General features: G+C 30.1%; 18 protein-coding genes and 2 riboswitches. Of the genes, 16 read left to right on the top strand and 2 right to left on the bottom strand.

Annotation, left to right across the window (positions count from 1 at the left end):
* Positions 1–291 precede the first annotated feature (291 nt).
* Positions 292–1,146, bottom strand: coding sequence for a metallophosphoesterase (locus DWV06_RS02115; RefSeq protein ID WP_115480540.1), 855 nt, complete (start codon positions 1,144–1,146; stop codon positions 292–294).
* Between the two features lie 235 nt (positions 1,147–1,381).
* Here DWV06_RS02115 and DWV06_RS02110 point away from each other — a divergent pair, with 235 nt between their 5' ends.
* The 15 genes from DWV06_RS02110 (at position 1,382) to DWV06_RS02040 (ending at position 22,081) form a co-directional block, all read left to right on the top strand.
* Positions 1,382–2,074 carry a GumC domain-containing protein gene (locus DWV06_RS02110; RefSeq protein ID WP_115480539.1) on the top strand — a complete coding sequence of 231 codons (693 nt, stop codon included), beginning with the start codon at positions 1,382–1,384 and terminating at the stop codon, positions 2,072–2,074.
* Between the two features lie 4 nt (positions 2,075–2,078).
* Positions 2,079–3,497 (top strand): O-antigen ligase family protein, encoded by a 1,419-nt coding sequence (locus tag DWV06_RS02105; RefSeq protein WP_115480538.1) that lies wholly within the window; start codon positions 2,079–2,081, stop codon positions 3,495–3,497.
* The gene (locus tag DWV06_RS02100) at positions 3,494–4,690 is read left to right on the top strand and encodes a glycosyltransferase (RefSeq protein ID WP_115480537.1); all 1,197 of its coding nucleotides are present in this window, start codon (positions 3,494–3,496) and stop codon (positions 4,688–4,690) included. The genes DWV06_RS02105 and DWV06_RS02100 overlap by 4 nt, the downstream gene beginning before the upstream one ends.
* Before the next feature lie 17 nt (positions 4,691–4,707).
* Positions 4,708–5,664 carry a polysaccharide deacetylase family protein gene (locus tag DWV06_RS02095; RefSeq protein WP_115480536.1) on the top strand — a complete coding sequence of 319 codons (957 nt, stop codon included), beginning with the start codon at positions 4,708–4,710 and terminating at the stop codon, positions 5,662–5,664.
* Positions 5,665–5,668: 4 nt separating this feature from the next.
* Positions 5,669–6,838 (top strand): glycosyltransferase family 4 protein, encoded by a 1,170-nt coding sequence (locus DWV06_RS02090; protein WP_115480535.1) that lies wholly within the window; start codon positions 5,669–5,671, stop codon positions 6,836–6,838.
* A gap of 3 nt (positions 6,839–6,841) precedes the next feature.
* On the top strand, positions 6,842–8,038 hold the full coding sequence (locus DWV06_RS02085; RefSeq protein ID WP_115480534.1) for a glycosyltransferase family 2 protein: 1,197 nt from the start codon (positions 6,842–6,844) through the stop codon (positions 8,036–8,038).
* A gap of 51 nt (positions 8,039–8,089) precedes the next feature.
* Positions 8,090–9,307, top strand: a complete 1,218-nt coding sequence (locus DWV06_RS02080; RefSeq protein ID WP_115480533.1) for a glycosyltransferase family 4 protein — start codon at positions 8,090–8,092, stop codon at positions 9,305–9,307.
* A gap of 10 nt (positions 9,308–9,317) precedes the next feature.
* A complete protein-coding gene (locus DWV06_RS02075; RefSeq protein ID WP_162300549.1) occupies positions 9,318–10,442 on the top strand; it encodes a glycosyltransferase family 4 protein in 1,125 nt (374 codons plus the stop codon).
* The gene (locus tag DWV06_RS02070; protein WP_115480531.1) at positions 10,439–11,218 is read left to right on the top strand and encodes a hypothetical protein; all 780 of its coding nucleotides are present in this window, start codon (positions 10,439–10,441) and stop codon (positions 11,216–11,218) included. Before DWV06_RS02075 ends, DWV06_RS02070 begins: the two co-directional genes overlap by 4 nt.
* A gap of 25 nt (positions 11,219–11,243) precedes the next feature.
* A complete protein-coding gene (locus tag DWV06_RS02065; protein ID WP_115480530.1) occupies positions 11,244–12,761 on the top strand; it encodes a lipopolysaccharide biosynthesis protein in 1,518 nt (505 codons plus the stop codon).
* 18 nt (positions 12,762–12,779) lie between these two features.
* Positions 12,780–14,504 (top strand): DUF4832 domain-containing protein, encoded by a 1,725-nt coding sequence (locus DWV06_RS02060; protein ID WP_115480529.1) that lies wholly within the window; start codon positions 12,780–12,782, stop codon positions 14,502–14,504.
* A gap of 34 nt (positions 14,505–14,538) precedes the next feature.
* Complete coding sequence (locus DWV06_RS02055; RefSeq protein ID WP_115480528.1) at positions 14,539–16,320, top strand: DUF4832 domain-containing protein; 1,782 nt, start codon at positions 14,539–14,541, stop codon at positions 16,318–16,320.
* A 76-nt stretch (positions 16,321–16,396) separates the two neighbouring features.
* Positions 16,397–16,471, top strand: a riboswitch (cyclic di-GMP riboswitch).
* Positions 16,472–16,540: 69 nt separating this feature from the next.
* Positions 16,541–16,614, top strand: a riboswitch (cyclic di-GMP riboswitch).
* 13 nt (positions 16,615–16,627) lie between these two features.
* Complete coding sequence (locus tag DWV06_RS02050; protein WP_115480527.1) at positions 16,628–20,047, top strand: DUF4832 domain-containing protein; 3,420 nt, start codon at positions 16,628–16,630, stop codon at positions 20,045–20,047.
* Positions 20,048–20,246: 199 nt separating this feature from the next.
* Positions 20,247–21,020 (top strand): peptidoglycan bridge formation glycyltransferase FemA/FemB family protein, encoded by a 774-nt coding sequence (locus DWV06_RS02045; RefSeq protein WP_115480526.1) that lies wholly within the window; start codon positions 20,247–20,249, stop codon positions 21,018–21,020.
* A gap of 38 nt (positions 21,021–21,058) precedes the next feature.
* On the top strand, positions 21,059–22,081 hold the full coding sequence (locus DWV06_RS02040; protein ID WP_115480525.1) for an acyltransferase family protein: 1,023 nt from the start codon (positions 21,059–21,061) through the stop codon (positions 22,079–22,081).
* A gap of 13 nt (positions 22,082–22,094) precedes the next feature.
* Here DWV06_RS02040 and DWV06_RS02035 read toward each other — a convergent pair whose 3' ends face one another.
* Entirely contained in the window at positions 22,095–23,729 is a 1,635-nt protein-coding gene (locus DWV06_RS02035; protein ID WP_115480524.1) for an AMP-binding protein, read from the bottom strand.
* A 297-nt stretch (positions 23,730–24,026) separates the two neighbouring features.
* Here DWV06_RS02035 and DWV06_RS02030 point away from each other — a divergent pair, with 297 nt between their 5' ends.
* Positions 24,027–25,403, top strand: a complete 1,377-nt coding sequence (locus DWV06_RS02030) for a sugar transferase (RefSeq protein WP_115480523.1) — start codon at positions 24,027–24,029, stop codon at positions 25,401–25,403.
* Positions 25,404–25,995 lie beyond the last annotated feature (592 nt).

Below are 25,995 nucleotides of genomic sequence, written 5' to 3'. Positions count from 1 at the left end.
ACCACTTTATGTCTTTACATATTAAATTTATGGTGGTATAATCTGTGATTGTAGAAGATTAACATTGGACTTGTATCTTTGAGGGGATGCAAGTCCATATTAAATTGATAAGAGATAAGTGGGTGTGATTTTCTTTTAAATCCAAATAAAGAGTTAAAGGTAGTTTTATTATATAAATAATATAAGCCATATCATTATAGCTTTTTATTTTGGTCATTTATCTATGCAGTCGCAACAACAAATTCAGCAATTATGACAGGAAAACTAAAAGCTATCTTGATTGGTACATAATTATTTGACTTTTAATAAAATGTGTATAATTTCCGGTGGATTATATACTCGAGGTATAAAATTTGAATTTCCGAGTCCACGATTAACGATTAAAGTGGTTTGATTTTCAGTAAAAATACCACTGTCATATTTTGGTAATAATGTTGCATCGTTGTTGATTAAACCTCCAAAATAGGGTAATCGGATAATACCTCCATGAGTGTGGCCGCTTAATACAAGGGAATAATTAGATTTTGAAAAATATGAAAGCATATCACTTCTATGGTTTAATAAAATACCAAATGTATTATTTTCTAAATGAGGTGTGTTTTTTTCAACATAGTAAGAAGTGCATTTATAACTCATTGATCCCCAATGTTTTAATCCAGCAATTTGGATTTTAGAATTCCCTCTTGAAATTTGGGTGCTTTTATTATCTAACAGAGTGATACCATAAGTAAGATATAGTGTATTCATTTTATTATAAATAGTATCAGATTCTAGTTCATGGTTACCACTAATAGCATAAACAGGAGCTAGTTGGACTAACTTTTCAAAAAGGATAGAAACACTGTTATAATCCGTATTTTTGCGATCAATCATATCACCTGTAAGAAGAATTAAATCAGGTTTTGATTTTGATACAGCATCAATCAATTCATCTTGTTCTTTACCGAAATAGCTGGAATGTAAATCAGATATCTGAACGATGGAATAATTATTAAAATTTTCAGGAATTTTATTGCTTTTATATTCGTATGTGGTAATACCTAATTGATTTTCGAATATACCAATGATAAGAAATAGAGAAATGCTGATTAGGGGCATTGCTATAAGCAAAAAAATGATTTTTTTAAATTTGAATTGTTTTTTCATAAGTATGTCCTCTCAATATAAAATTGTAATTATTATAGTTACAATAATATAAAGAAAATCTAATGTCAAGTAAGAGAAAAAGCAAAAAGGAGGTAAAAAAATTAATATATTAAGTTAAAAAATGTTTAATATGAGGTTTTTAACAATGGATTTCTTCATTGTGGGTTGACATAACAATTTATTCGTTTATTATAGATTGTTAGAATGGTTTTACAAATGAAAGGAGAAAAAAATTATGATGTATTACATTCGATTATTTATTAGAACACTATATATTAGTGCTGGAGTAGCAGCAATTGTTGCTATGAGTTATGGAGTTTATAATTTAGCATTTGGACATCAAGAATACAAGTCTACAGCAAGTATTTTGATTAATGAGGATGTTAATTCCCCTTATATTGAATGGGCAAAAAAAGAAAGTTATGCACAAAATGGAAATGGTGCGGTAACAGATGTTAATTTTGTTACAAATTTAGTAAACGCAACGGTACGTTATATATCTAGTAACGAATACCAGAAAGCTGCTATTGAAAAGTTGAAAGGAAAAGTTCCAAATATAGAAAAATATAATTTTGGAAATGTAAAAACTAATACTTTTACAGGCTCTAGTATTGTTACAGTAACAGCTTCATATGAGGATAATAAAGAATATCCTGCATTGATTGCAAATGCTTTGTGTGAATCATACAAAGAAATATCAGCGAAACGTTTTAATGCAGATTATTGCATCTTATTTGCAAAAGCAGTACCGAGTACTGTACCTGAAAATATGCCGATAACTACAGGAATGATTTTATCTGGAGCAGGTTCACTTATTCTGACATTTGCACTAATTCTTGTTGTTGACACATTAGCCAGAAGTGAAGGTAATGAGTTATCATGGAAGCTTTTTGGGAGAAAAGGCTCCAATACAAGAAATAGGAGATGATTAAATGTTCACAGAACAAAAAGAATATAACTTAAATTCTAACAAAATAAATAGATTAGTTATTAGTGGAGTTGTTTTTGCTGCACTTCTGTTAACTTTTATATTTACAAATTATTTATCCTTTAATATTCTTTTCATATTTGGTGGAGCTTTAGTCGTATTATCAATATTTATTGAAAGACCAAAATTTGGATTATATGTATTTTTAATGATTTTACCTGTATCTTGGACACAATTTTTGGACAAACCCCTAATGGATATATCAGGGCTTAAATTACCAGTAGTAATACCGTTTTTTGGATTTTTGTTTTTAGCTCTTACAGTACAAGCAAGAAAATTGTTACGTTCAGATAAGATATTTATGTTTGTTTGGGTAGTTTTTTATACTATAACGGTTGCAAGAGGTTATGGCTATTTAAGTGATAAAGCTGCATTAGAAGGTGGTCCTATTACCGTATCAGGATATATTGCTTCGACGTATTTAAGGGCATTACTATTGTTTTTAATAATGTATTTTATTGCAGCTTATATACAGAATATGAAAGAAATAAAGATGGTGTTGATTATTCTTTTTATTAGTCTTGTAATTGCTACAGGTGTTATGGTTTATATCTATTCTACAGCTCCTAATTTAACTGATTTTGAAGAGATTCGTAATTATGCTGGAGATATTGTCGGTATGCATATAGGTTATTATGCAAATTACTTTGTGTTTTTAGTACCGATAACACTATTGTTGGCATTGAATACAAAATGGAAGATATGCTATTTATTATATTTTATGGAGATTGGAGCTATATTATCCACTTTTTCAAGGGCATCATACATGGTAACCACAATTTTTACAGTTTTAATTTTAGTTATTAGTAAACGCTGGAAGACTATTATTGCTATTGTTGTAAGTGCGCCATTTGCAGTTGTAGCAATACCGGATATGGTAATTAACAGAGCATTGACTGGGCTTGAGAATAAAGATCTTGGAAAAATTTCGGCAGGAAGAGTTCAAGTGATTTGGACACCGATTATTAAAGAATTGGTTTCAGATTTTAAATTCTTACTTATTGGTAATGGCAAGTATGGTATTTTTAATACAAAAGCTTTTCGTACTGGTGGGACTTTAAATGTTAATAATGCCCATAATATTTTTTTGGATTCAATTTGTGATGGTGGTATCATTTTAGCAGTTTTTTTTATTTGTTTTTTTGCATTTTTTATTGTTAAATTTTTAAAAACTTATAGAAAATCAGATAATGAATTTTCAAAAAGTATATTATTAGGAACCTGTTTTGCGATAGCGGGATTTATAATGAAAGGTTTTACAGATGGTGTATTTTGGGCAGAATCAAGTAATGCAATTATTTATGTTTTATTAGGTTTGTGTCTGGCTGTTATATATTGGGAAAACAGGGGGCAATTAGAATGAAAAGAGTAATGTTTTTAATGGGAACTTTACAAAGTGGAGGGGCAGAGAAGAGTTTGGTTTCTCTGCTTTCTGCCATGGATTTATCAAAATATAAAGTAGATTTAATGCTTTTTGAAAAAAAGGGTATATTTGTAGATTCGATACCAGAAGGTGTTAATGTGCTTGAAGCACCGCCCATTGTAAGAGGATTATCTAAAGAAAAAAATTTGAAATTTTTCTTTTCGAAAGAAATGTCTTTAAAAGCGTTATATTTAAGGACAATGGGATCTTTATATACCAAAATTAAGGGATTGAAATTTAAAATAAATCAAAAAAATAATTCACAGTTTATTTGGAAATACTGGAATAAAGCAGTTCCAGTTATTGAAAAAAATTATGATGTAGCGATAGCATATTTACAAGGATTTCCAGTATATTATATACTTGAAAAATCAGATGCAAAAGTGAAAATAGGATGGATTCATACAGATTATGTTGAAGGTGGATATTTTAAAGATTTAGATCGTCCCTATTTTGAGAGATTGGATTATATTGTAACAGTTTCTGAGAAATGTAAGAACACTTTTGTGAAAGTTTTCCCGGAATTTAGTCATAAAATAATAGTGATTGAGAATATTGTTTCAGAGAAAAGTATAGGTTTAATGGCTCAAAAAAAATCGTCAGTAATTCTAGATAAGACTAAGAAATGCATTATCGGAGTAGGGCGATTAAGTAAAGAAAAAGGTATGGATTTGGCAGTAGAAGCATGCAAAAGGCTTGTAGAGGATGGTTATCCAATAAAATGGTATATTATTGGAAAAGGTCCGGAAGAAAAAAAATTGCGTGAATTAATAGAAAATTATGGATTGGGAGAATATTTTATTTTATTAGGCGAGCAAACTAATCCATATAATATTGTTAAACAAGCAGATATTTATGTGCAGCCATCTAGGTTTGAAGGGAAATCGATTGCATTAGAAGAGGCTAAGGTTTTAGAAAAGCCTATCGTAGTCACAAATTATCCTACAGTTGGAGACCAAATTGTAGATGGTTATACAGGTATGGTTGCAGATATATCATCAGAAAGTATTTATAGAAAAGTAAAAGAGTTATTAGATAATGAACAACAATGCGACATTTTAAAAGCAAACTTGCAGAAGGAGAAGACTACAAATGACGATGAAGTTGAAAAGTTATATAAATTAATAAATTAAATATCGGGAGGAAAGTTATGAAAAAGTTTATTATAACGGTTGATACAGAAGGAGATAATCTGTGGAGCCCGGGAGATATTATTACTACAAAAAATGCAAAATTTGTAGAGCGCTTTCAAAGGATTTGTGAAAAATATTGCTTTATTCCTACGTATCTAGTAAATTACGAAATGGCTATGGATCAGGAATTTGTAGAGTATATAAAAAGTAAATCCAATGAAAAAAAGTGTGAGGTCGGTATGCATCTTCATGCGTGGAACAATCCTCCTATTGTAACGTTGCAAAATGGCAATGGAAAAGGGCGTGCATATTTAATTGAGTTTTCAATTGATATAATGAAACAAAAAATACAGTATATAACTGAATTGCTTCAAAAGAAATTTGATTGTAAAATTCACAGTCATAGAGCAGGACGTTGGGCTATTAATAAAGATTATATGAAACTATTGAAGGAAGAGGGGTATTTAGTTGATTGTTCTGTGACACCCTTTACTAATTGGAAAAGATCATATGGACATGATGAAAAATTTGGTGGGGTAGATTTTAGAAAATTTCCTTGTGATGCTTATGAAATGTCTTTTGATGATATAAGAAAAACAGGTGAAACTGGATTTTTTGAAGTTCCTATGACCATTGCTAAATGTATTCCATTTCAAAAGGGAAAAACAATATCTGAAAATATAAAAGGAGTTGTTAAGTGTTTAAAAGGTAATAATAATCGCTGGCTAAGGCCTGATGGGACGAATCTACAATCTATGTTAGAAATTATAGATAATAAATATAAAGGTAATACTGATTATATCGAATTTATGATTCATTCTTCAGAACTTATGCCTGCTGGAAGTCCAACGTTTGATACAGAAGAGAAAATTGAAAAACTTTATGAAGATTTAGAAATATTATTTAGTAAAATTTGTTTGAATTTTGAAGGGATTGGATTAACCGATTATGCCAAAAGATTAATGAAAGGTTGAGAAAATGAGGGACAAGAAAAAAAATGGTAAAATTAAAATATGTTTTGTATTACCGGGTACTTATCAACTTTTTAATAGAGTTGAATTTATGGCCCATGGTGGAGCAGAACTGAATATGTATTATTTATCAAAGATGTTTGCAGAGGATGAAAGGTTTGAAGTAGCTTTTATTACGGAAGACCAGAATCAAAAACATATTGAATATTATGATAATGTAAAAGTAATTAAATTAGGCGGTTTAAAATGGGGAGCTACTGTGATTTCTGGTAATCCATTAAAAAAAATTTTATGTAGGTTTCAGGTTGAATTATCCGCTGCTCGGGAAATGCTTTTTTCAGATTATGATGTTGTTATAACTACTACAGCAAACATAATGATAGCACGGCTAGTATTTTGGGGTAAGATGTTTACGAAAAAGAAAGCTATTTTCCGTCTTGCTAATGATACAGATGCTGATCCGCATTATTTTGCATCTACTGGTGGTTCAAAATTAAAAGATAAATTATACTGGTGGGGAGTCACCCATGCAGATGAATTGATTTTTCAAACAAAACAACAGATGAAAATATTTAATGAAACGGAAGATAGAACCGGAACTATTATAGAAAATGGCTTTTATATACAAAATCCTGAAATAAATTTAAGGAAAAAAGATATTCTTTGGGTTTCCAGAGCAGATGAAGTAAAAAGACCACATTTATTATTAGAAATGGCAAAACGATTGCCGGAAGAACATTTTGTAATGGTTATGCCAGGAAAGAATGAGTTGAGTAAAAAGATTCAAAAGGATTTAGAGAACATTTCAAATATAGAGTTTATTGAATATGTACCATTCGAAGAAATAATGGAATTGTTTTATAAAGCAAAGTTATTTGTGAATACTGCGACTTTTGAAGGCTTTCCTAATACGTTTATTCAATCGGCGATGGCACAAACTCCAATATTGTCATATTGTATAAATCCTGATGGTATTTTGGATGAATATAATATGGGGTATGTATGTCAGGAATCCGTAGATAAGGCTGTAGAATTTATTCGTAATATGGATGAAAGTAAAAGAAAAGAAATGGGTGATAATGCTTTCTCTTATGTAAAACAGAAACATGATATACATAATACCCGAGCAGCATATGAAAAATTAATACTAAAACTTTATAATCAAAAGGGTAAATAGCTTATGAACAATTATGAATCATATTATAATAAAATTTACAGGGTATTACATATTAAATGGATTTCAGCTGTGATAGCTTTTGGATTATGTATAAGTATTTCATTAGCTGAGAGAGTTTTGTTTTTGGGATATCAAAGAAAAGAACAAATACAAGGAATGTTTAATTGTGATGAAAGCATGAAATATCTTCAAACTTTTGAAGAGTATAAGAAAGAGTTTCCTGTTATTTCATTAAATGAACCGGGGAAACTTGATTTAACAGTAATTGTACCTTGTTATAATGTTGAAGATTTTGTAATTGAATGCATTGAATCTATTTTACGTCAACAGACAGAATATGAATTTGAGATAATAATAATTGATGATGGTTCTACAGATAGAACTACGGAACTATTGGAAAAGTTCAAAGAAGAAAAAAGAGTAAATATAATTTGGAAAGAAAACGCCGGTATTGGAGCTGCAAGAAATACGGGATTAAGAAATGCAAAAGGCCGCTACATTATGTTTGTAGATTCGGATGATATCTTGTTACCAAATACATTACAACGCCTATTAGAAGAATCAAAAAATGGAACATATGATATTGTGGGTGGAAATTATCAGCTTTTGTTTGAAAATGGAAGAACCAGTGATGTAAGATATTTGAGCAATAAAGAGCATACAATTGATTTGAAAGAGAATCCTGATTACATTTTAAAATTAGATGGTGTTCCTTGGATAAAGATTTATAAACGTGAACTTTGGAATCACATATTATTTCCTGAGAATATATATTTTGAAGATACAGTTCTTCGTATGACTGTTTTTAGAAAAGCAAGGTATTATCGACATATTCCTTTTAAAGGGTATCTGTATCGCAAACAAGGCCATTCTATCACATATCGATTAAGAAATGATTATAGGAGCATACATGCATTATATGTGGTTGATTATTTAATAGAATTAAATAAAAGAAATAATATCAAAAATGATGAAACTTTTTATAAAATTGTATTGGTACAATTAGGAAAATTCTGTTATCCTAGAATGAAAGGGTCAAATGAACAAATACAAAGGGCAGTATTAAAGGCAGCAAAAGGAATACTTATTGAATTAAATAAATGCAGACCGAAGAATCTTTCTTTTGAATTAAGGGTTTTAGAACAAGCGATATTTAAGGAAGATCTAAAAGTATGGAGAAGAATCAGTTCCATTATGTAATATGAGTAGCACATTTCGTGAAAGGAATTGATAGAGAGGGGTTAAGATTCCATGAAAGTATTGAATATAAATAAATTTTTTTATATTAAAGGAGGGGCAGAGACTTATTATTTTGAGCTGAATCATATGCTGGAAAAACATGGACATCAAGTTATGCATTTTTCTATGAAGCATGAAAATAATGTATCATCAGCCTATAATGAGTATTTTATAAATAATATTGATTATTATAAGCAGACCCGATTTTTCCAGAAAGTTAAAAATGCTGGAAAAATTGTATATTCAATTGAAGCTGCCAAAAAATTAGAGCAGTTAATTAAAAAAGAAAAACCAGATATAGCGCATTTACAGAACTTTCATCATCAGCTTTCAGGCTCTATACTTAGAGTATTAAAAAAGTATGGGATTCCAGTTGTTTATACAGCACATGATTTGAAATTAATATGTGGTAATTACAAAATGTTAGCACATAATGAAATATGTGAGGCATGTAAAGGTGGAAAACATATTCAATGTTATAAAAGGAAATGCGTAAAAGATTCAAGAGCAGGAAGTTTGGTAAATACAATAGAAATGTATTTGGCTGACTGGATGAAGATGAATGAATGCATTGATAAAATAATTACACCTAGTCGTTTTTATTTGGACAAGATGGTTGAATTTGGAATTGCAAAAGAGAAAGTAGAATACATACCTAATTTTATTAATGCTTCAAAATTTGAACCAAAGTTTATGCCAGGAGAATATTTTGTTTATTTTGGACGTCTTGCAGAAGAAAAGGGATTATATACCTTGTTAGAAGCGATGGAAAAAGTAGAAAAAACTATGCTCTATATTATTGGAACAGGTCCAATTGAAGAAAATGTTACAAAAATGTTACAAAATAAAGGTTTAAATTCTAAAGTAAAAATGTTAGGATATAAATCAGGGAAAGAACTTACGTCTATTTTAGAAAATTCAATATCCAACATTTTGCCGTCAGAATGGTATGAAAACGGTCCTTATTCTGTGTTAGAGATGATGTGTATGGGTAAACCGACCATTGCAGCAAACATAGGAGGATTACCAGATATGGTAGTTAATGAAAAAACTGGTCTACTATTTGAATTTAAAAATGCTGATGATTTAGCATATAAGATTCAACGGCTCTCAGATGACAAAGAAGAAGCAATCCGAATGGGGAAGAATGCTAGGGCCCTAGTAGAGAAGGTACATTCGGAGGAAGCTTATTATACAAAGCTTATACAAGTATATGAACAAGTCATGTAGGAGAACTGAAATGAGGAAAGGAAAAAAGATGAAAATTTCTATGATTGGACAAAAGGGAATCCCTATTGCCTCGGGTGGAATAGAAAAGCATGTGGAGGAAATTGGACTGCTTTTAGCTCAAAATGACATGGATGTTGTTGTATACAACCGATCTGGTTATGTAATGAGAAAACAAAAAAATTACAATGGTATCAAGATTGTAACTGTACCAACACTTAAGATAAAAGGGATAGAAGCTGTAGTTTATTCTTTTTTTGCGAGTATTCATGCAGCATTTTCAGATACTGATATTGTGCACTATCATGCATTAGGACCAAGTGCAATGTGCTGGATTCCCAAAATTTTTAGGAAAAAGGTTGTAGTAACTGTACATGGACTGGATTGGCAAAGAGAAAAATGGGGTAAGTTTGGAAAACTTTTTTTAAAAAAAGGTGAAAAAAGAGCTGCAAGATATGCCGATGAAATAATAGTAGTTGGTAAAAAGTTAGTTCAATATTTTAAAGAAAAATATAATAGAGACACAATTTTTATTCCGAATGGAATTCGTGATATGCAAACCTTAGAAAATCATGAACTAGAGAAATGGGATTTAAAGGATAAAAAATATATTTTGTTTTTGGCGAGAGTAGTGCCGGAAAAAGGATGTCATTATTTATTAGAAGCTTTTAAAAACCTTTCGCAAGAAGATGTCGTCTTGGTTGTTGCAGGTGGAAGTGGACAAACAGATGCATATTATAATAATTTAAAAGAGAAGTTCTCTTCAGATAAGATACTTTTCATTGGAGAAGTCAGTGGAAAGAGTATTGGAGAACTTTATAGTAATGCATTATTATATGTTTTGCCGTCTGATATTGAAGGTTTACCAATAAGTTTATTAGAGGCAATGAGTTGTGGTACTTGTTGTTTGGTAAGTGATATTCAAGAGAATATGGATGTTATTGAACTTTCAGGTAAATTTGGATTTTGTTTCAAAGCAGGCAACAGTGTTGATTTAAAAAATCAGATGGAAGCTTTATTGCATGATGAAAATAGTTTAAGAGAGATTGGACAAAAAGCCCGCAAACATGTATTGCAGTCTTATAAATGGGAAAGTGTGGTTTTGAGTTTGAGTGAGGTTTATGGGGGGATATCATGATTAAAATTAACGAAAGAGTAAAACATGGATTGAGATTAGTAGATATTTATTATGCAAAAAGTAATTACGATCATAATGAATACGACGTAGTATTTTATGTTCAAAACAAATCACCTATAAAAGGGGCAAATGAGTTTCATACAATTCTATTAGATTTGGAAAAGTCCGAAGAAGAAATTTTTGCTGCATTTGGGAAACATTTAAGGAGAGGAATCCGAAAAATGGAAAAGTCAGATGAGGTAGAGTACTTTACTTATTTAAATCCTTCAGATGAGCAAATAGAATCATTTATTAAGTACTTTGATGATTTTTCTAAAAATAGGGGAATTTATAAATGTAACAGACAAAATCTATATCAACTAAGAGACGCCGGCTGCCTTGCAATTGAAGGAGCAATAGAGAAACAAACTGGTGATATACTTGTATATCATACATATACATATGACGAGATTAGAAGCAGAATGCAGTATTCAGCCTCACTAAATTATAAATACCCTGATGATAATAAAAAGAGAAACATGATCTGCAATGTAAATCGAACACTCATTTTTAAAGGAATCAAATTATTCAAAGAAAAAGGATTAAAAGAGTTTGATTTTGGTGGGGTAACGTTAGATTGTAATAATAAGACCATGGAAGGCATTGATCACTTTAAAATGGAATTTGGTGGACAAATTGTAACAGAATATAATTATTATTGTGCTAAAAATTCTAAAGGAAGGATGTTTTTATCTCTTAAAACAATGCAGGAAAAAATAAGGAGATCAGATAAATAATGATAGAATACAGCGGAGGGGAAAGATGCGGACCAAAAAGGCAATAATAAATATGATAACAGGAGTTTTGGGTAAATTCTCCAATGTTATCCTTCAATTTGTTTCCAGAACAATTTTTATAAATATCTTAGGAAGTACTTATTTAGGTGTATATGGGTTGTTTAGTGAAGTACTTATGGTACTTTCATTGGCTGAATTAGGAATAGGAACTGCAATTGTATTTAATTTGTATAAACCTATTGCGGAAAATGATGAACCTAAAATGAAGGCTTTGATGAATTTATATGGAAAGGTTTATAAGGCAGTCGGAGCATTTATATTAATAGTTGGAATCTTATGTACTCCATTGATACCATTAATGGATAGAAAAAGTAATATACCTGATTTGATGATTATATACGTACTATATGTTATTAGTTCAGCATCATCCTATTTATTTGTTTACAAAAGTGCATTTTTAGTAGCCAATCAAAAGGAATATATTTATACGACCATTCGTGTTGTATTTAATTTTATTCAAGTAGCAGCTCAGTTAGCTGTTTTGGCGATAACAAAAAGTTTTATTTTTTATTTAGTTGCTCAAATTTTGGTAGATTTAATTAAAAATATTTACGTTTCCTATAAGGTAGAACGAATGTATCCATTTTTGAAAAACCTAAAAGGTCATACTTTGCCAAAAGAACATATTAGCAATATATGGAAAGACGTAAAGGCATTAATTATTTATAAGTTTTCAAATGTAATGGTTAATTCAACTGATAATATTCTTATTACAATGTTTGTAGGTATTGTGCAAACCGGTTTATATAGTAATTATTCTACTATTCTTACACACGTAGTACATATTATAGATACGATTGTTTACTCGTTCGATGCAGGGATTGGAAATTATAATGCTACAGAGAGTGACGAAAACAAATATAAGATGTTTAAAAATTTTAATTTTTTTATGAATTGGATTTTTGGATTTTCTGTTATCTGTTTGTTTGTATTATTTAATCCTTTTATACATCTTTGGATAGGTGATTCTTATCTTTTTACTTGGCCTATTGTTGCAGTTATATGTTTGAATTTTTACGTTACAGGTACGCAGAAGATTATTTGGAGTTTCAGACAGGCGATGGGACTATTTGTTTATGGAAAATATAAGCCACTTGTTTCTGTTGTAGTAAATCTTGTATCCTCTGTTATTTTGGCAAAACAGTATGGGTTAATAGGAGTATTTATAGGAACTAGTATTACAAGAATTTTTGTAGATATTTGGTTTGACCCTTATATCGTACATAAATATGGATTTAAATTAAGCGTTATTAATTATTATCTTGATTATATTCGTACAGTGGCTGTTATAATAGTAGCAGCATTAGCAACTTTATTTGCAAGTCAAATTTTTAATGGTGATGGATTTCTAATTTTTGGTTGGAAATTTTTGTGTTGTATTAGTATACCAAATGTTATTTTTTGGATTTGTTATCACAAAAGGGATGAAATGGGCTATTTGAAAATGAAATGTAACAATATTATACAGAAAATCAAAAAATAAAAAAAGGGGAGCGTGGAAATGAAGAAAAAAGTTTTCGGAATTGTTCTAGTATTATTTATTATTTTCAATCAATTTAATGTATTAAATGTACAAGCAGGAAGTAGTTTGAAAAAGCATAAATTGTATTATGCATCATCTCCGGCAGATAATCCGTTAAAGGGCTTTGTGGGATTTCGTGGAACAGGTAGTTATACGGATTATCCATATAGTATGGAATACTTAGTAATAAAGTTGTCAGATATTGTTGTTGGAGAAAACAAATATGATTGGTCTGTCTTGGAAAATCAATTAAAAGAGGTAGCTTCTTATGGTAGACATAGTATTGTTTCCTTTCATATGGATATGCCGGGTTATTCATATGGAGAATCTGGTATACCTAAATATTTATTAAATTCAGGATTAAAGGTAAATTATTATTCGCAGTCTGGAGGTGGATATTCACCGGACTATACAGATGCAAGATTATGGAAGATGATTTATAATTTTGTTAATGCGTTTGGGCGAAAGTACGATGGAGATAAGAGGATAGCACAGGTTGAATCTTCAATTGTTGGTTTCTGGGGCGAATGGCATACATATCCTTATAAAAATTTTGGATTAAAAGATGCGGATTTGAGTAAATTGGCAAGGACTTATGATAATGCATTTAATAAAACACAAGTATCAGTACGTTATCCAAAACCGGGAACAAGCAGAATGAGAGTAGGTTATTCAGATTATTCATTTTGCTATGAAACATTAACTGATGATTGGTCTCAATATAAAAGGTTAAAGCAATTTGGAGCCACCAATTATTGGAAAAAGAATATGGGTGGAGGTGAACTTTATCCTTCGTATTATAATAGGATATTTGTAACAAAAGGATGGTGTGTTCGAAGTGGCGAGAGTTTTAATGCATGTGTTAAAGCACTTCATCCATCTTGGATGCTTTACGGTGCTGGTCATAGACTTACAGGAGCCAATCGTGAAAACTCAATAAATGCCGCTAAAAGACTGGGATATAATTTTACTGTAACTGCAGCTTATTTTAAAAATAAAATATCTACAAAAAAACAATCATTTCCCATAAAAATACATATAAAAAATATTGGTGTTGCTCCATTTTATTATAAGTGGAAGATGCAGCTTGCAATATTTAATAGCAAAGGAAAACGGGTAAAAACGATAAATACTAAATGGGATATTCGAAAGATAGCTGCAGATAGAAAAATAGATAAATTAAGTGCAAAAATTAAAAATGTCAAACTGAAAAAAGGAGTTTATACCATGGCAATGAGGGTTCAAAATCCTTTAACTAATGGTAATAAACTAAAGTTTGCCAATAAGTCACAAAAAGCTAACGGATGGCTTGAATTAGGAAGATTCAGAGTTGGTAAGGCAAAGATAAAAAAAGTCAAAAATAATAAAGATACAACAAGTACTTCTAGAAGTTATAAAATAACAAAAGCATATTATAAAGAAACTATTAAAGCTGGAAGAATGTTCAATATAGGGGCTCGAATTCGAAATTATGGTATTAACAGGTATACAGGTAATGACACTGTTCAAATCTTATTCTATAAAAATAAAAAACTTGTAAGAAAAATCATCACAGATTGGAAGATAAGAAACGTCTGGGCAAATACTAATGCTTATTTCAATTATAATATAAAAGGATTAAGCACTGGAACCTATAGTCTGAAGATTAAACTACATGCAAGAGGAATACCAGTAGAAATTGGTGATTTATATGTAAAAAAATAATATAATTATTTGCAAGAAAGGGATTATAGCATAGATGAAGAAAAAAATTCTTTTTTGGCTTGCAGTGGTGATCATAATTTTAGGTACTATAATTACATTATATTTAATAGACAAAGAAAAATCATTAATTGATGATAAGAGTAAAGTAAAAGCAAGTGATGATTCTCAAGTTCATTTGTTAAAATATGCAGAATCTCCAGCAGATAATCCATTGAAAGGATTTGCAGGTTATCAAGGTACTGGAAGTTATTCTGATTTTCCTTCAAGTTTAGAATTTATATCAATTCCTTTGTCTGAAATAGTGATAGGGGAAAATAAATACAATTGGAAAAATTTAGATAATTATTTAAATGAAGTTGCTTCTTATGGAAGACAGAGTATTGTTTCTTTTTATATGGATATGCCCGGACATGATATCTGCATTCCTCAATATCTACGTGATCGTGGTTTGAAAATTTATAAATATTCATTAGTATCACCAACAAAGAATCAAAAAGAAATAGGTTATTCTCCTGATTATTCAAATCAGGAGTTATGGAAAATGGTGTATTCCTTTGTTAGAGAATTTGGAAACCATTATGATGGTGATGTGAGAATTGCACAAATTGAAGCTTCTATCGTTGGCATATGGGGTGAATGGCATACATCTACATTTAAATATGGATTGGAAGATGAACAATTAGGACAATTGGCTAAGGTTTATGACCAATCATTTAATAAAACACAGATTTCCTGTCGTTATCCAAAAGCTGGAACAAATAATTATGAAGTAGGTTATTCGGATTATTCGTTTTGCTACGAGTCAATAGTGGATGGGTGGTCGCAATGGAATCGATTAAAGAGTTTTACATTAACGGATTATTGGACACGTAATATGGGTGGTGGTGAATTAATGCCACAATATGTTAAGAAAATTTTTGAAACCCAAGATTGGTGTTTGAAAAAGGGAGAATCATATAAAGAGTGTCTTAATGCATTACATCCGTCTTGGCTGCTGGTAGGAAGTCTTACGGATTTTGCTCCCATTGAAAGGGAAAATGCCATAGAAGCAGCAAGTCAGTTGGGATATGATTTTACTGTTACACAAGCCCGTTATATGAAACAACTTGATAAGGGAACAACACAAATGGAACTAGGGATTTCTGTAAAAAATATAGGAATCGCTCCGTTCTATTATAATTGGGACAGTAAAATAATACTTGTAGATGAATATGGTAAGGAAGTTTATCAAGAAAAGACTGGATGGGATTTAACAAAAATTCAACCTGATAAAAAAGAATATGAATTTTCACATAATATTTCTGTACCCCAATTGGCAGAGGGCTCATATACTATATTATATCAGGTAATAAATCCTCTTAAGGGAGGATATAGTTTGCGCTTTGCTAATCAGACTCAGTTAAAAAATGGTAAACTTGTTTTAGGGGAATTTTCAATAGGAAATCCTATGCCCAAAAAATCAATTGTTAATAATGATAATGAACAGAATTTAATTAAACAGTATAATCTTCAAGTAACAAGTAAATATGTTAATGATGAAATTAAAATTAATGAAAATTATTTATTAGGTGTTCGGATACGAAATTTGAGTTCTCAATATATTAAGAATATCAATGGAATTTTAATTAATGTTTATTATGATGATAATCTTATTAATTCTATTTCAACGGATTGGAAGGTAACAAAGATAAAACCTAATAATAATTCATTTTTTGCTTGGAACTTACGTTTTGATAGAAAAGGAATATATAATTTGAAGCTACGATTTTTACCTGAAACGGAAGAAGTAGAAATTGGTTCTGTTCATGTTCAGTAAATTCAATAGTACTAAAGTACTATTGACAAAAATATGCAGATAATTTAATCTATATATAGAGATATTATAAACTTTTTATACGAAAAGGCAAACTTACCGAAAGATAAGGACGCAAAGCTATAGGGCCTGAAAATGGCAGCCAGTTATCGAAATAGAAAGTTTTTTTATTTTAAATTGCACTGCAATCCCTTTAAAATAGGATACTTTGTTTTTATAATATTCTCGAAAAAGGCAAACTTGTTGAAAAGCAAGGACGCAAAGCTATAGGGCCTGAAATGGCAGCCAGTTGCCGAAAGGAGATTATAATATGAAAATAAGAACGTCATATTTTCTTAAAAAAAATAGTAAAAAGTGGATAGCTAAGTTTTTAACATTTCTGTTGATTTTTAGCAGTTTTGAAATACTTGGAGATATGAGTCATGTAAAGGCAAATGGTGAAAATAATATTCGTACATTAAATTATGCTGATTCACCAGCTGATAATCCAATAAAAGGTTTTGCAGGATTTAGGGGTACCGGTGCGTATTCTGATTTTCCGTCAAGTATTGAATATATTACTATGCCGGTATCTGATATTGTAGTAGGAGAAGGCCAATATAATTGGAATGTTTTAGAAAGTTATCTAAATGAAATAGCTTCTTATGGAAGGCAAAGTATCGTTTCCTTTTTTTTAGACAGTCCTGGAACTGAAATTGGAGTTAATGCAATCCCGAAATATTTATTAGATAGTGGTTTAAAAGTTACAGAATATACAATGGGTTCCGCAACTTCCTCTGATATAGATATAGGTTATAGTCCTGATTATAGTAATCGTAAGTTATGGGAAATGGCTTACAATTTTGTTGATGCACTTGGCAGGAAATATGATGGTGATGCAAGGATTGCTTCCATTGAAGCATCTATAGTAGGAATTTGGGCAGAATGGCATACTTCGCCTTATGATTTTGGGCTAGAAGATAGTGATTTAATTCAATTAGCAAAAAAATATGATAATGCATTTAATAAAACACTAATAACGATACGTTACCCTAAATCTGGTACAAATCAGTTAGATGTTGGATATTCAGACTATTCATTTTGTTATGAATCTATTGTTGATCCATGGTCACAATTAAATAGATTAATTGAATATAATGCAACAGAATATTGGAAAACAAATATTGGTGGAGGAGAATTATTTCCTTCCTATGTAAATACAATATTTGAAACACCGAATTGGTCATTAAAAGATGGGGAATCTTATGGAGAGTGTTTACAAGCACTGCATCCATCCTGGCTGCTAGTTGGAAGTGTTCATACATTTACTGGAAACGAAAGAAATGAAGCGATAAAAGCTTCTAGAAAATTAGGTTATGATTTAACAGTTACACAGGCTGAATTTGCCCAAAATATTACATCATCAACAAATAACTTAGATTTAAGTTTAAAAATAAAAAATATTGGAGTAGCACCTTTTTATTATAACTGGAAAGTTAAAGTTGGGATTTTAAATGAAGAGGGTGAATTAATTAAAAAATATTCAAGTAATTGGGATATTACCAAGATAGCAGCTAATGCTAATGAATATGAATACTCTGGAAGATTATCTAATTTAGCTTTACAAAAAGGTCTATACTCATTAGCAATATATGTAGAAAATCCTATGTTGAATGGAAAAAAATTCAGATTTGCAAATGAGACCCAACGTGCAGACGGTTGGATGGTTTTAGGAGATTTTTCGGTTGATGGATATGAAGGCAGTGGTACAAATCCTCCGGAAAACCTGCCAACAGCTTATGATAAATATCGTCTCGATGTTTCTGCTACAGATTTCCCGGAAATCAAGATAAAAAGTGGCGAACCAGTAAAAGTAGGTCTTCGTATCCGTAATTACGGAACGAGTAAATATAATGGAACAGATACTCCGGTATTAAGTTTTTATAAAGATGGAACATTAGTAAAACAAATTAATACAGATTGGAATTTGTCAAAAATAAATCCTGATAGTAATAATTATTATGCTTGGTTTGTAAACGGACTTGGTATTGGTAAATATGATATAAAAATTAAAATAACTTCAGATACCAGAAGTATTTTATTGGGAAGAATGAATATTGTAAATTCATTAGATGACTTAATTCAGCCAGAAGAACCGTTGTCTGATTCAGGATCTTCAACTGTACCTACAGCAAAAGAAAAGTATAATTTAGATGTAACCCAAACCGATGTACCGTCTGAAGCTGTAATATCCGATACAGGAACAAAAGTTGGAGTTAGAATCTGCAACTATGCATCTAGTAACTACGCAGGAACAGAACGTCCAATTATGAATATTTATAACGGTGAAAAATTAGTTAAACAAATCATAACGAATTGGGATTTAACTAAAATTAATACAAATGAGAAATATTATTTTAGCTGGTATGTAAAAGGACTTGCAGCTGGAACCTATACTGTAAAGTTACGAATTACTTCTGATACACAAGAGATAACTTTAGGTAATATGAAATTAATAAGTTATCCTACAGCAAAAGACAAATATAATTTAGATGTTACCCAAATTGATCTACCTAAAGAAGATGAAATTTCTGATACAGGTACAAAAGTCGGAGTTAGAATCTGTAACTATGCATCTACTAATTATGCAGGTACAGAACACCCAATTATTAAAATTTACAAAAACGGAATATTTGTTAAACAATCAAAAACGAATTGGGATTTAACCAAGATTAATACAAATGTTAATTATTATTTTAGTTGGTATATAAAAGGACTTGTAGCTGGAACCTATACCGTAAAATTGCAGATTACTTCAGATACCCAAGAAATTTTCTTGGGTAATATGAAATTGACAAGCTTACCTACGGCAAAAGAAAAATATCAATTAGATATAACACAAATTGAAGTTCCAGCAGAATCTGCAGTTACAAATCAGTATGTAAAAGTCGGAGTTAGAATTTGTAATTATGCATCTAGTAATTATGCAGGAACAGACCATCCGATTTTGAGTTTTTATAAAGATGGTGTCATATTTAAGCAGATCATCACAAACTGGGATTTAACTAAAATCAATACTAACCAAAAATATTATTTCTGCTGGTATGTAAAAGGACTAACTGTGGGATCATATACAGTAAAAATGCAAATTACTACCGATACCCAAGTAATTACATTAGGTAATATGAATATTATTGCTGCTAAATCAAGTTCAGGTAGTAATGAAAACCAGGCTTCATTTAATATTGCTAAGGAGATCCCTATAAAAAACTGTAATATTAAAATAAAAGCAGGAAAAACTAAAAATTTAAATATTGGTAGTATAGCACAAAATGTTAATTGGAAAAGTAGTAATAAATCCTATGCTACAATAAATAATTCAGGTATTCTTAAAGCTAAAAAAGCAAGTAATGGAAAGAGTATTATAATTACAGCAACTAATAAGAATACAAATAAGAAGGTAGCAGTTTATAACGTCATAATTAAAAAGAATTTAATTCAAAAAATCAAAGTAAGGGCATTAAAGTCACAAAGGGCTGGAAAAAAGGTTAAAATAAAGATTTCATATAAACCATCTTCCTATATTTATAAAAAGTGTTCTTTCAAGTCAAGCAATAAAAAATATGCAACGGTTAATAAAAAAGGAATCGTTAAATTAAAAAAGGCAGGAAAAGGTAAGATAGTTAAAATTACTGTGAAAACTCTAGATGGAAGTAAAATAAAAAAAGTTATTAAAATAAAAATTCTATAAAACCTCTTAATGATTATTTGAATAAAGAAATTCATAAATTACTTGAAATCATAATAAGGTATGATATAATTGATTTTGTTTATCTTGTATCAATAAAGCACTTCTATGGAGGTGCTTTTTGATAAACAATTTCATTTTCTAGGAGACCCGTAGGGGAAAAGCAGAAATTTATTATTTCCATTAGAAGGGAGTGAAAGTTGTGATCAAGGTAAACGACAGAATAAAGAAAGGTATAAAAATTTTGGATATTTACTATGCCAAGGAAAACTCTGGGTATAGAGGTTATGATATCATCCAGTTTTTTCAGAATCAGCAGTATTATCCAGGTGCTAAGACTTTTAAAACAATCATTATAGATTTATTAAAGAATGAAGATTCCTTATTTAAGGAGTTTAATAAAAGTCTGAGAAGGGCAATTAGACGAGTAGAAGAACAAGATAGAATAGATTTTTTCTGCTACTTGGAACCATCAAATGAGCAGATTCATGAATATGTTCAATATTTTAATGAGTTTGCAGAAGCAAAAAATATCTATACCTGTGATGAACCATTATTAAATAGTCTAGCTGAAATAGGATGTTTAAGAATAGTGGGAGCACGTTCAAAAGAATCTGGAGAGGTATTAGTTTATAATACATTTATTCAAGATAAAATTCGTGCGCGAGGACAATTTTCTGCATCTTTGTCTTATAAATATTCAGACAATAAGGAAAAAAGAAATTTTATTGCTGATGCCAATAAAGCATTAGAATGGTATACGATTAAGATGTATAAGAATGATGGTTACAAAGAATATGATTTAGGTGGTGTTACTTTAGACCCTGACAGGCCTGAGATGAATGGAATAGATCAATATAAAATGCAGTTTGGCGGCAAGGTAGTGGAAGAATATAATTATACCTGTACTTTTACATTTAAAGGCAAGATAGCATTTTTTTTAAAAGAGTTGAAAAATAAGATAATTAAACACTAAAAGATTGTATAGGAATTTGAATTTGAGGGTTAGAGTAAATGGGAACAAAAAGAAATAGTTTTATTAATGTACTTAAGGGGATTATAAGTTTTATGGTAGTGTTGGGGCATCGAGGGTTACCGGGCGATTTTGGAGTCATAGCTGATGCCATGGGGAGATTCGCCGTCCCTATTTTCTTAATGATATCTGGATATTTTATATGGAATGTTGATAAAGAGATAGTAAAAAAGAAATCAAAGATCCAAATGTTAAAAATTTTAAAATTAATGATATGGGCTAATCTTATTTATATAATTTGGGGATTGATAAGTACTGAATTATATGGCTATAATGTAAAACTTTGGTTTATAGATATTTTTAGTTTAGTCAATATTTTAAAATTTTTAGTTTTAAATGTTTCAAAAGCTGGCATTCATTTATGGTTTATTGGAGCACTTTTTTACTGTTATGCCATTTTGTATTATATTAATAAAAAGGATATGTATAAAGTTTTGTATTGCAGTATACCAATATTATTAGTATTAAATTTAATAATTAGTGAAGTTGTTCCTAGCCAGGGAATTCTATTACCCATATCTTTAACTCGAAATTTCTTATTGTTTGGTCTGCCATATTTTGCTTTGGGAAACTTTATACATAAATATCAAGTGAAAATTCTTAATTTGTTTTCAAATAAAATTTGTATTATTGCAATTGTTTCTTCATGCTTATTAAGCTGCTTTGAAAGATTATTTATTGCTAGAAGTGATATGTATGTTGGGTCAATTATAACTGCATTTTCTTTGTTTGTTTTAGCAGTGAAGAATCCTGATTTTGGATCAAATTCTATAATTGAAAGAATAGGTATCTATTATTCACTGCCAGTTTACATATTTCATATGATTCCTCTTAATATTGTTTCTATCATTGGTGAATATAATGATATAGTACAGAATAAATTGTTTATTTGGATAGCTCCTTTTTTAATATGGTGTGTTACAATGTTTGGAATCTGGAGTTTTTATCAAATGAAAAGATTTATAATAAAAAACCCCTCAAAGATTGAGGGGGAAGGCACTTAATTGGGTTATAATTTTAAGTATCGGAATTAAGATTCCAAAGTTCTATTGCGTATTCTTTAAGTTTGAACTTTTGTACTTTTCCACTTTCAGTCGTAGGAAATTCAGAAACAAAAGCTATGTATTTTGGCCTTTTGTATGAAGCTAGATTTGTTTTAACATATTCTTTAATAAAGGAGGCATCCATTTCATTTCCATCATTGGTAATGATAAATGCTGCTATTTCATCAACAAAAGTAGAATCAGGTACAGCAATGATTTGTACATCTTTAACATTATCAAGTGTTAGAATTGTTTTTTCTACTTCTCCGGGAGATATGTTTTCTCCACCACGGATAATAATATCTTTGTATCGTCCAACGATTTTATAAAAGCCATTTTCATCGACTGTCGCAATATCACCGGTACGGAACCAACCGTCTTTGGTAAAGGCATTTTGATTTTCTTCAGGTTTATTATAATATCCATTCATTACATTATACCCCTTTACAAGAAGTTCGCCCTGTGTGTTCACAGGTACTTCGTTTAAAGTGATAGGATCAACGATTTTGATTTGGATTCCGGGAATGGCTTTACCTACAGTATGGAATTTATAATATTGTGCTTCTGTAATTTCGGTCAGTGTACATAAAGATGCGGTTTCTGATAAACCATACCCTATGCTGATGTTTTCCAATTGAAATGCATTTGAAATTTGTTCCATTATAGAAACCGGGCAGAGTGACCCACCTAATCCGCATGTATCTAAGCTGGTAAAGTCAAATTCATGAAAGCTAGGATGATTCAGCATTGCAATAAACATGGTAGGTACCCCTACAACTACAGTGCACTTTTCATTTTGTATTGTATTCATTACTTTTAATGGAGTAAAGTTATCGATATAAACAATTGGGCATGCTAATATAATACCAGCCATAATAGTTAGTATATTACCAAAGCAATGAGAAAATGGAAGTGGTACACAGCATATATCTGTAGAGTTTAAATGGAGTATGTCAGCACAGGCTTTACTTGTATTTAAAGCCCCAAATTGAGTTAACATGGCACCTTTAGGAAGCGATGTCGTACCAGAAGTATATTGAATACTATATAAATCGTCTGGTTTTATAAGTGATGCATAGTCTTTCAATTCTTCATCACTAACATTGGAAGCTAAATTTAGAAAGTCGTTCCAATCTCCAAATAAATGATTAGGATTTTCATCTATATAATATACGTTTTTTAATGAAGGATAAGTTGATTTATCAATTTCATTTTTATTATTAAGAAATTTTTTTGTAATTAATTCACAATCTGTTTCACGAAACTGAGTCATTGAAAAAAGAAATTCGATTTCAGATTGATTTACAATATATTGTAATTCCTTAAATTTATAACTGGTAATTAATGGAACTATTACCGCACCGATTTTTGTAGCACCAAATAGTAAAAGCATCCAATTAGAAGTATTTGGTCCCCAAATTCCAATATGTGCTCCCTTATTTATACCTAGTGCAATTAAGGCTTTTGCAACAATATTTGATTTTTCTTCTATTTCCTTATATGTCATTCTTAAGGATTCAGCAGGAAAAATTGCCCCGGCTTTATTGGGATACTGAACAGCTGTATTTTTTAATTGTTGGCCTATTGTTAGATTGATACATTGATTCATTTATTTGTCTCCCTTCAATCAACATACATTTTTTTGCATATTTTTCATTTTATCAAGTTATAGAGGGCTTGTAAAGAATTTGTCAAAAAACAGGAAAGAAATTTCCAAGATTTTGCTGACAAGATTAAAATGTTATGTTAATATTGTAAACAGGCTGAAGGGAGCATCACTATTTTAGAGTTATAGTGTGTTATATTATCTATTATTAAGAGAACTGTTAAGATAATAAGTTTTAGTATATAGAATTTTAAATAATTGTTTTAGAGAAACAAAAGAGTGTAAGGAGATGATAATTATATGGGAAAATTCAGTAAAGGTGTTACAATTAGTTTGATGCGCATTAGTGGGGATGTTGTAATGTGCTTGCTTTCATTATTTTTAACAATGATATTCATGCAGATGTCAATGGTTGAGAAGGAGCATATTTATATACAATGTGTATTTTGTGTTATATATATTTTAGCTAGTAAGAGTTATCAATTATATTATGTAACAACCTTTTATTATATAGATAGAGTGATTATTTTAGTTTCAAAATCTTTTATTATTGCCACTGGTATTACATCAATAGCAATTTTTGCAGTAGGTAAAACAAATATAGAAAATAGATATTATGTTGTGAGTTTGGCAGTTAATTACTTTTTATTACTTGCAGCTGCATTATTTTTAAGAAAATTTATGAAAGCACTAAGTGGAATTGTTGCACCAAGAACTGCATTAATAGGTAATATTGAACAGTTTAAGAAGTTCCATCATTTTATGAATCAAAGTAGTGCCTCAATAAATGAAATTGGCTATATTTCTGTTACAGAAAACCCTGGTGAGCAGTATTTGGGATGTATAAATGAATTAGAAGAAATTGTACATAAACATGCAATAGATCAAATTTATATTTTGCAAAGAAGTGTTAAATGGAAGGTAATGAAAAATATTATTCAGGAATGTATGGAAATGGGAGTTACTGCAAATGTATTGTTACATTGTAATCATTTAGAGGGAGTACATATGTATACTTCCAGTTGTGGTACATATCCAGTAGTAACCTATCATACGGTATCCTTGAATAAATATGAATCTATTATAAAACGAATTTTAGATATTGTAGGAAGTCTTGTAGGAATAGTATTATCTTCTCCGATTATGCTTGTGACTGCAATTATTATTCGCTCTACTTCTAAAGGACCTGCAATTTTTAAACAGGTAAGAGTTGGTCAAAACGGAAGACAATTTAAAATATATAAATTTAGGAGTATGTATTTAGATGCGGAAGAAAAGAAGAAAGAACTTATATCTAAGAATAAGTTAGAATCAAATCATATGTTTAAATTGGAAAATGATCCTAGAATCACTAAGGTAGGAAAATTTATTCGTAAAACAAGTATAGATGAACTTCCACAGTTTTTTAATGTTTTAAAAGGCGATATGAGTTTGGTTGGTACAAGACCACCTACAATGGATGAAATCGAATATTATGAACGTTGGCATTGGAAGCGTATGAGCATTAAACCAGGAATTACAGGTTTATGGCAAGTTAATGGTAGAAGTCAGATTACTGATTTTCAAAAGATTGTTGAAATGGATATTGAATATATTACTAAATGGAATGTATTACTTGATATTAAAATATTGTTTAAGACCATTTATGTTATTTTTCATCATACGGATGCATTTTAAAACCAGAAATTAGTAAGTATATTACAAAGAATAGTGTTAACACGTATAGAGTGCTTTGATATACTCTTTCGTGCTGACACTTTTTTTCAATGAAGAGATCATTGGTTTTTATAGATAAAAATTAAAACAATACTTATGGAAAATAAGATTATAATTAAAAGAAGTCTCTATGAGTTATCCTAAGAAACTCAATGAGAATAATATATAAAGTAGTACATTGAAATAAATCAAAAAAAGTATTGACATTATATTTGTATAATGATATTATAGAATTCCGCCGCGAAAAGCGACAAAGATTGACTAAAAATAAAAAAATAAAAAAGAAGTTGACAAGGACTTACAGATATGATATTCTATATGAGTTGCTGGTCAACACAGCAACAAAGAAGAACATTGATAATTAAACAGTGAAAACAACCTTGAAAGATTCAAAAGAGATTTCAAAGAGAACAAGTGTTACAGTTAAAAAATAACTATAACGCGACCTAAAAAACAGTAAAGACTGGAAACAGTCGACGGAAGAATTAGCCAAGCTAAATTCTGAAGGAAAAAACTTTATTTGAGAGTTTGATCCTGGCTCAGGATGAACGCT

Origin of the sequence: Anaerosacchariphilus polymeriproducens (assembly GCF_003363435.1) — a bacterium.
Classification (GTDB): Bacteria; Bacillota; Clostridia; order Lachnospirales; family Lachnospiraceae; genus Anaerosacchariphilus; species Anaerosacchariphilus polymeriproducens.
The sequence above is the reverse complement of the archived record's forward strand: the minus strand, read 5'-3'. Positions and strand labels throughout refer to the sequence as shown.

Excerpts from the sequence above, each read along its gene's own strand:
- DWV06_RS02040 (WP_115480525.1), top strand. The coding sequence starts at position 21,059 with ATGGGAACAAAAAGAAATAGTTTTATTAATGTACTTAAGGGGATTATA.
- DWV06_RS02065 (WP_115480530.1), top strand. The coding sequence starts at position 11,244 with ATGCGGACCAAAAAGGCAATAATAAATATGATAACAGGAGTTTTGGGT.
- DWV06_RS02095 (WP_115480536.1), top strand. The coding sequence starts at position 4,708 with ATGAAAAAGTTTATTATAACGGTTGATACAGAAGGAGATAATCTGTGG.
- DWV06_RS02035 (WP_115480524.1), bottom strand. The coding sequence starts at position 23,729 with ATGAATCAATGTATCAATCTAACAATAGGCCAACAATTAAAAAATACA.
- DWV06_RS02085 (WP_115480534.1), top strand. The coding sequence starts at position 6,842 with ATGAACAATTATGAATCATATTATAATAAAATTTACAGGGTATTACAT.
- DWV06_RS02070 (WP_115480531.1), top strand. The coding sequence starts at position 10,439 with ATGATTAAAATTAACGAAAGAGTAAAACATGGATTGAGATTAGTAGAT.
- DWV06_RS02050 (WP_115480527.1), top strand. The coding sequence starts at position 16,628 with ATGAAAATAAGAACGTCATATTTTCTTAAAAAAAATAGTAAAAAGTGG.
- DWV06_RS02055 (WP_115480528.1), top strand. The coding sequence starts at position 14,539 with ATGAAGAAAAAAATTCTTTTTTGGCTTGCAGTGGTGATCATAATTTTA.
- DWV06_RS02110 (WP_115480539.1), top strand. The coding sequence starts at position 1,382 with ATGATGTATTACATTCGATTATTTATTAGAACACTATATATTAGTGCT.
- DWV06_RS02030 (WP_115480523.1), top strand. The coding sequence starts at position 24,027 with ATGGGAAAATTCAGTAAAGGTGTTACAATTAGTTTGATGCGCATTAGT.
- DWV06_RS02115 (WP_115480540.1), bottom strand. The coding sequence starts at position 1,146 with ATGAAAAAACAATTCAAATTTAAAAAAATCATTTTTTTGCTTATAGCA.
- DWV06_RS02090 (WP_115480535.1), top strand. The coding sequence starts at position 5,669 with ATGAGGGACAAGAAAAAAAATGGTAAAATTAAAATATGTTTTGTATTA.
- DWV06_RS02075 (WP_162300549.1), top strand. The coding sequence starts at position 9,318 with ATGAGGAAAGGAAAAAAGATGAAAATTTCTATGATTGGACAAAAGGGA.
- DWV06_RS02100 (WP_115480537.1), top strand. The coding sequence starts at position 3,494 with ATGAAAAGAGTAATGTTTTTAATGGGAACTTTACAAAGTGGAGGGGCA.
- DWV06_RS02060 (WP_115480529.1), top strand. The coding sequence starts at position 12,780 with ATGAAGAAAAAAGTTTTCGGAATTGTTCTAGTATTATTTATTATTTTC.
- DWV06_RS02080 (WP_115480533.1), top strand. The coding sequence starts at position 8,090 with ATGAAAGTATTGAATATAAATAAATTTTTTTATATTAAAGGAGGGGCA.
- DWV06_RS02105 (WP_115480538.1), top strand. The coding sequence starts at position 2,079 with ATGTTCACAGAACAAAAAGAATATAACTTAAATTCTAACAAAATAAAT.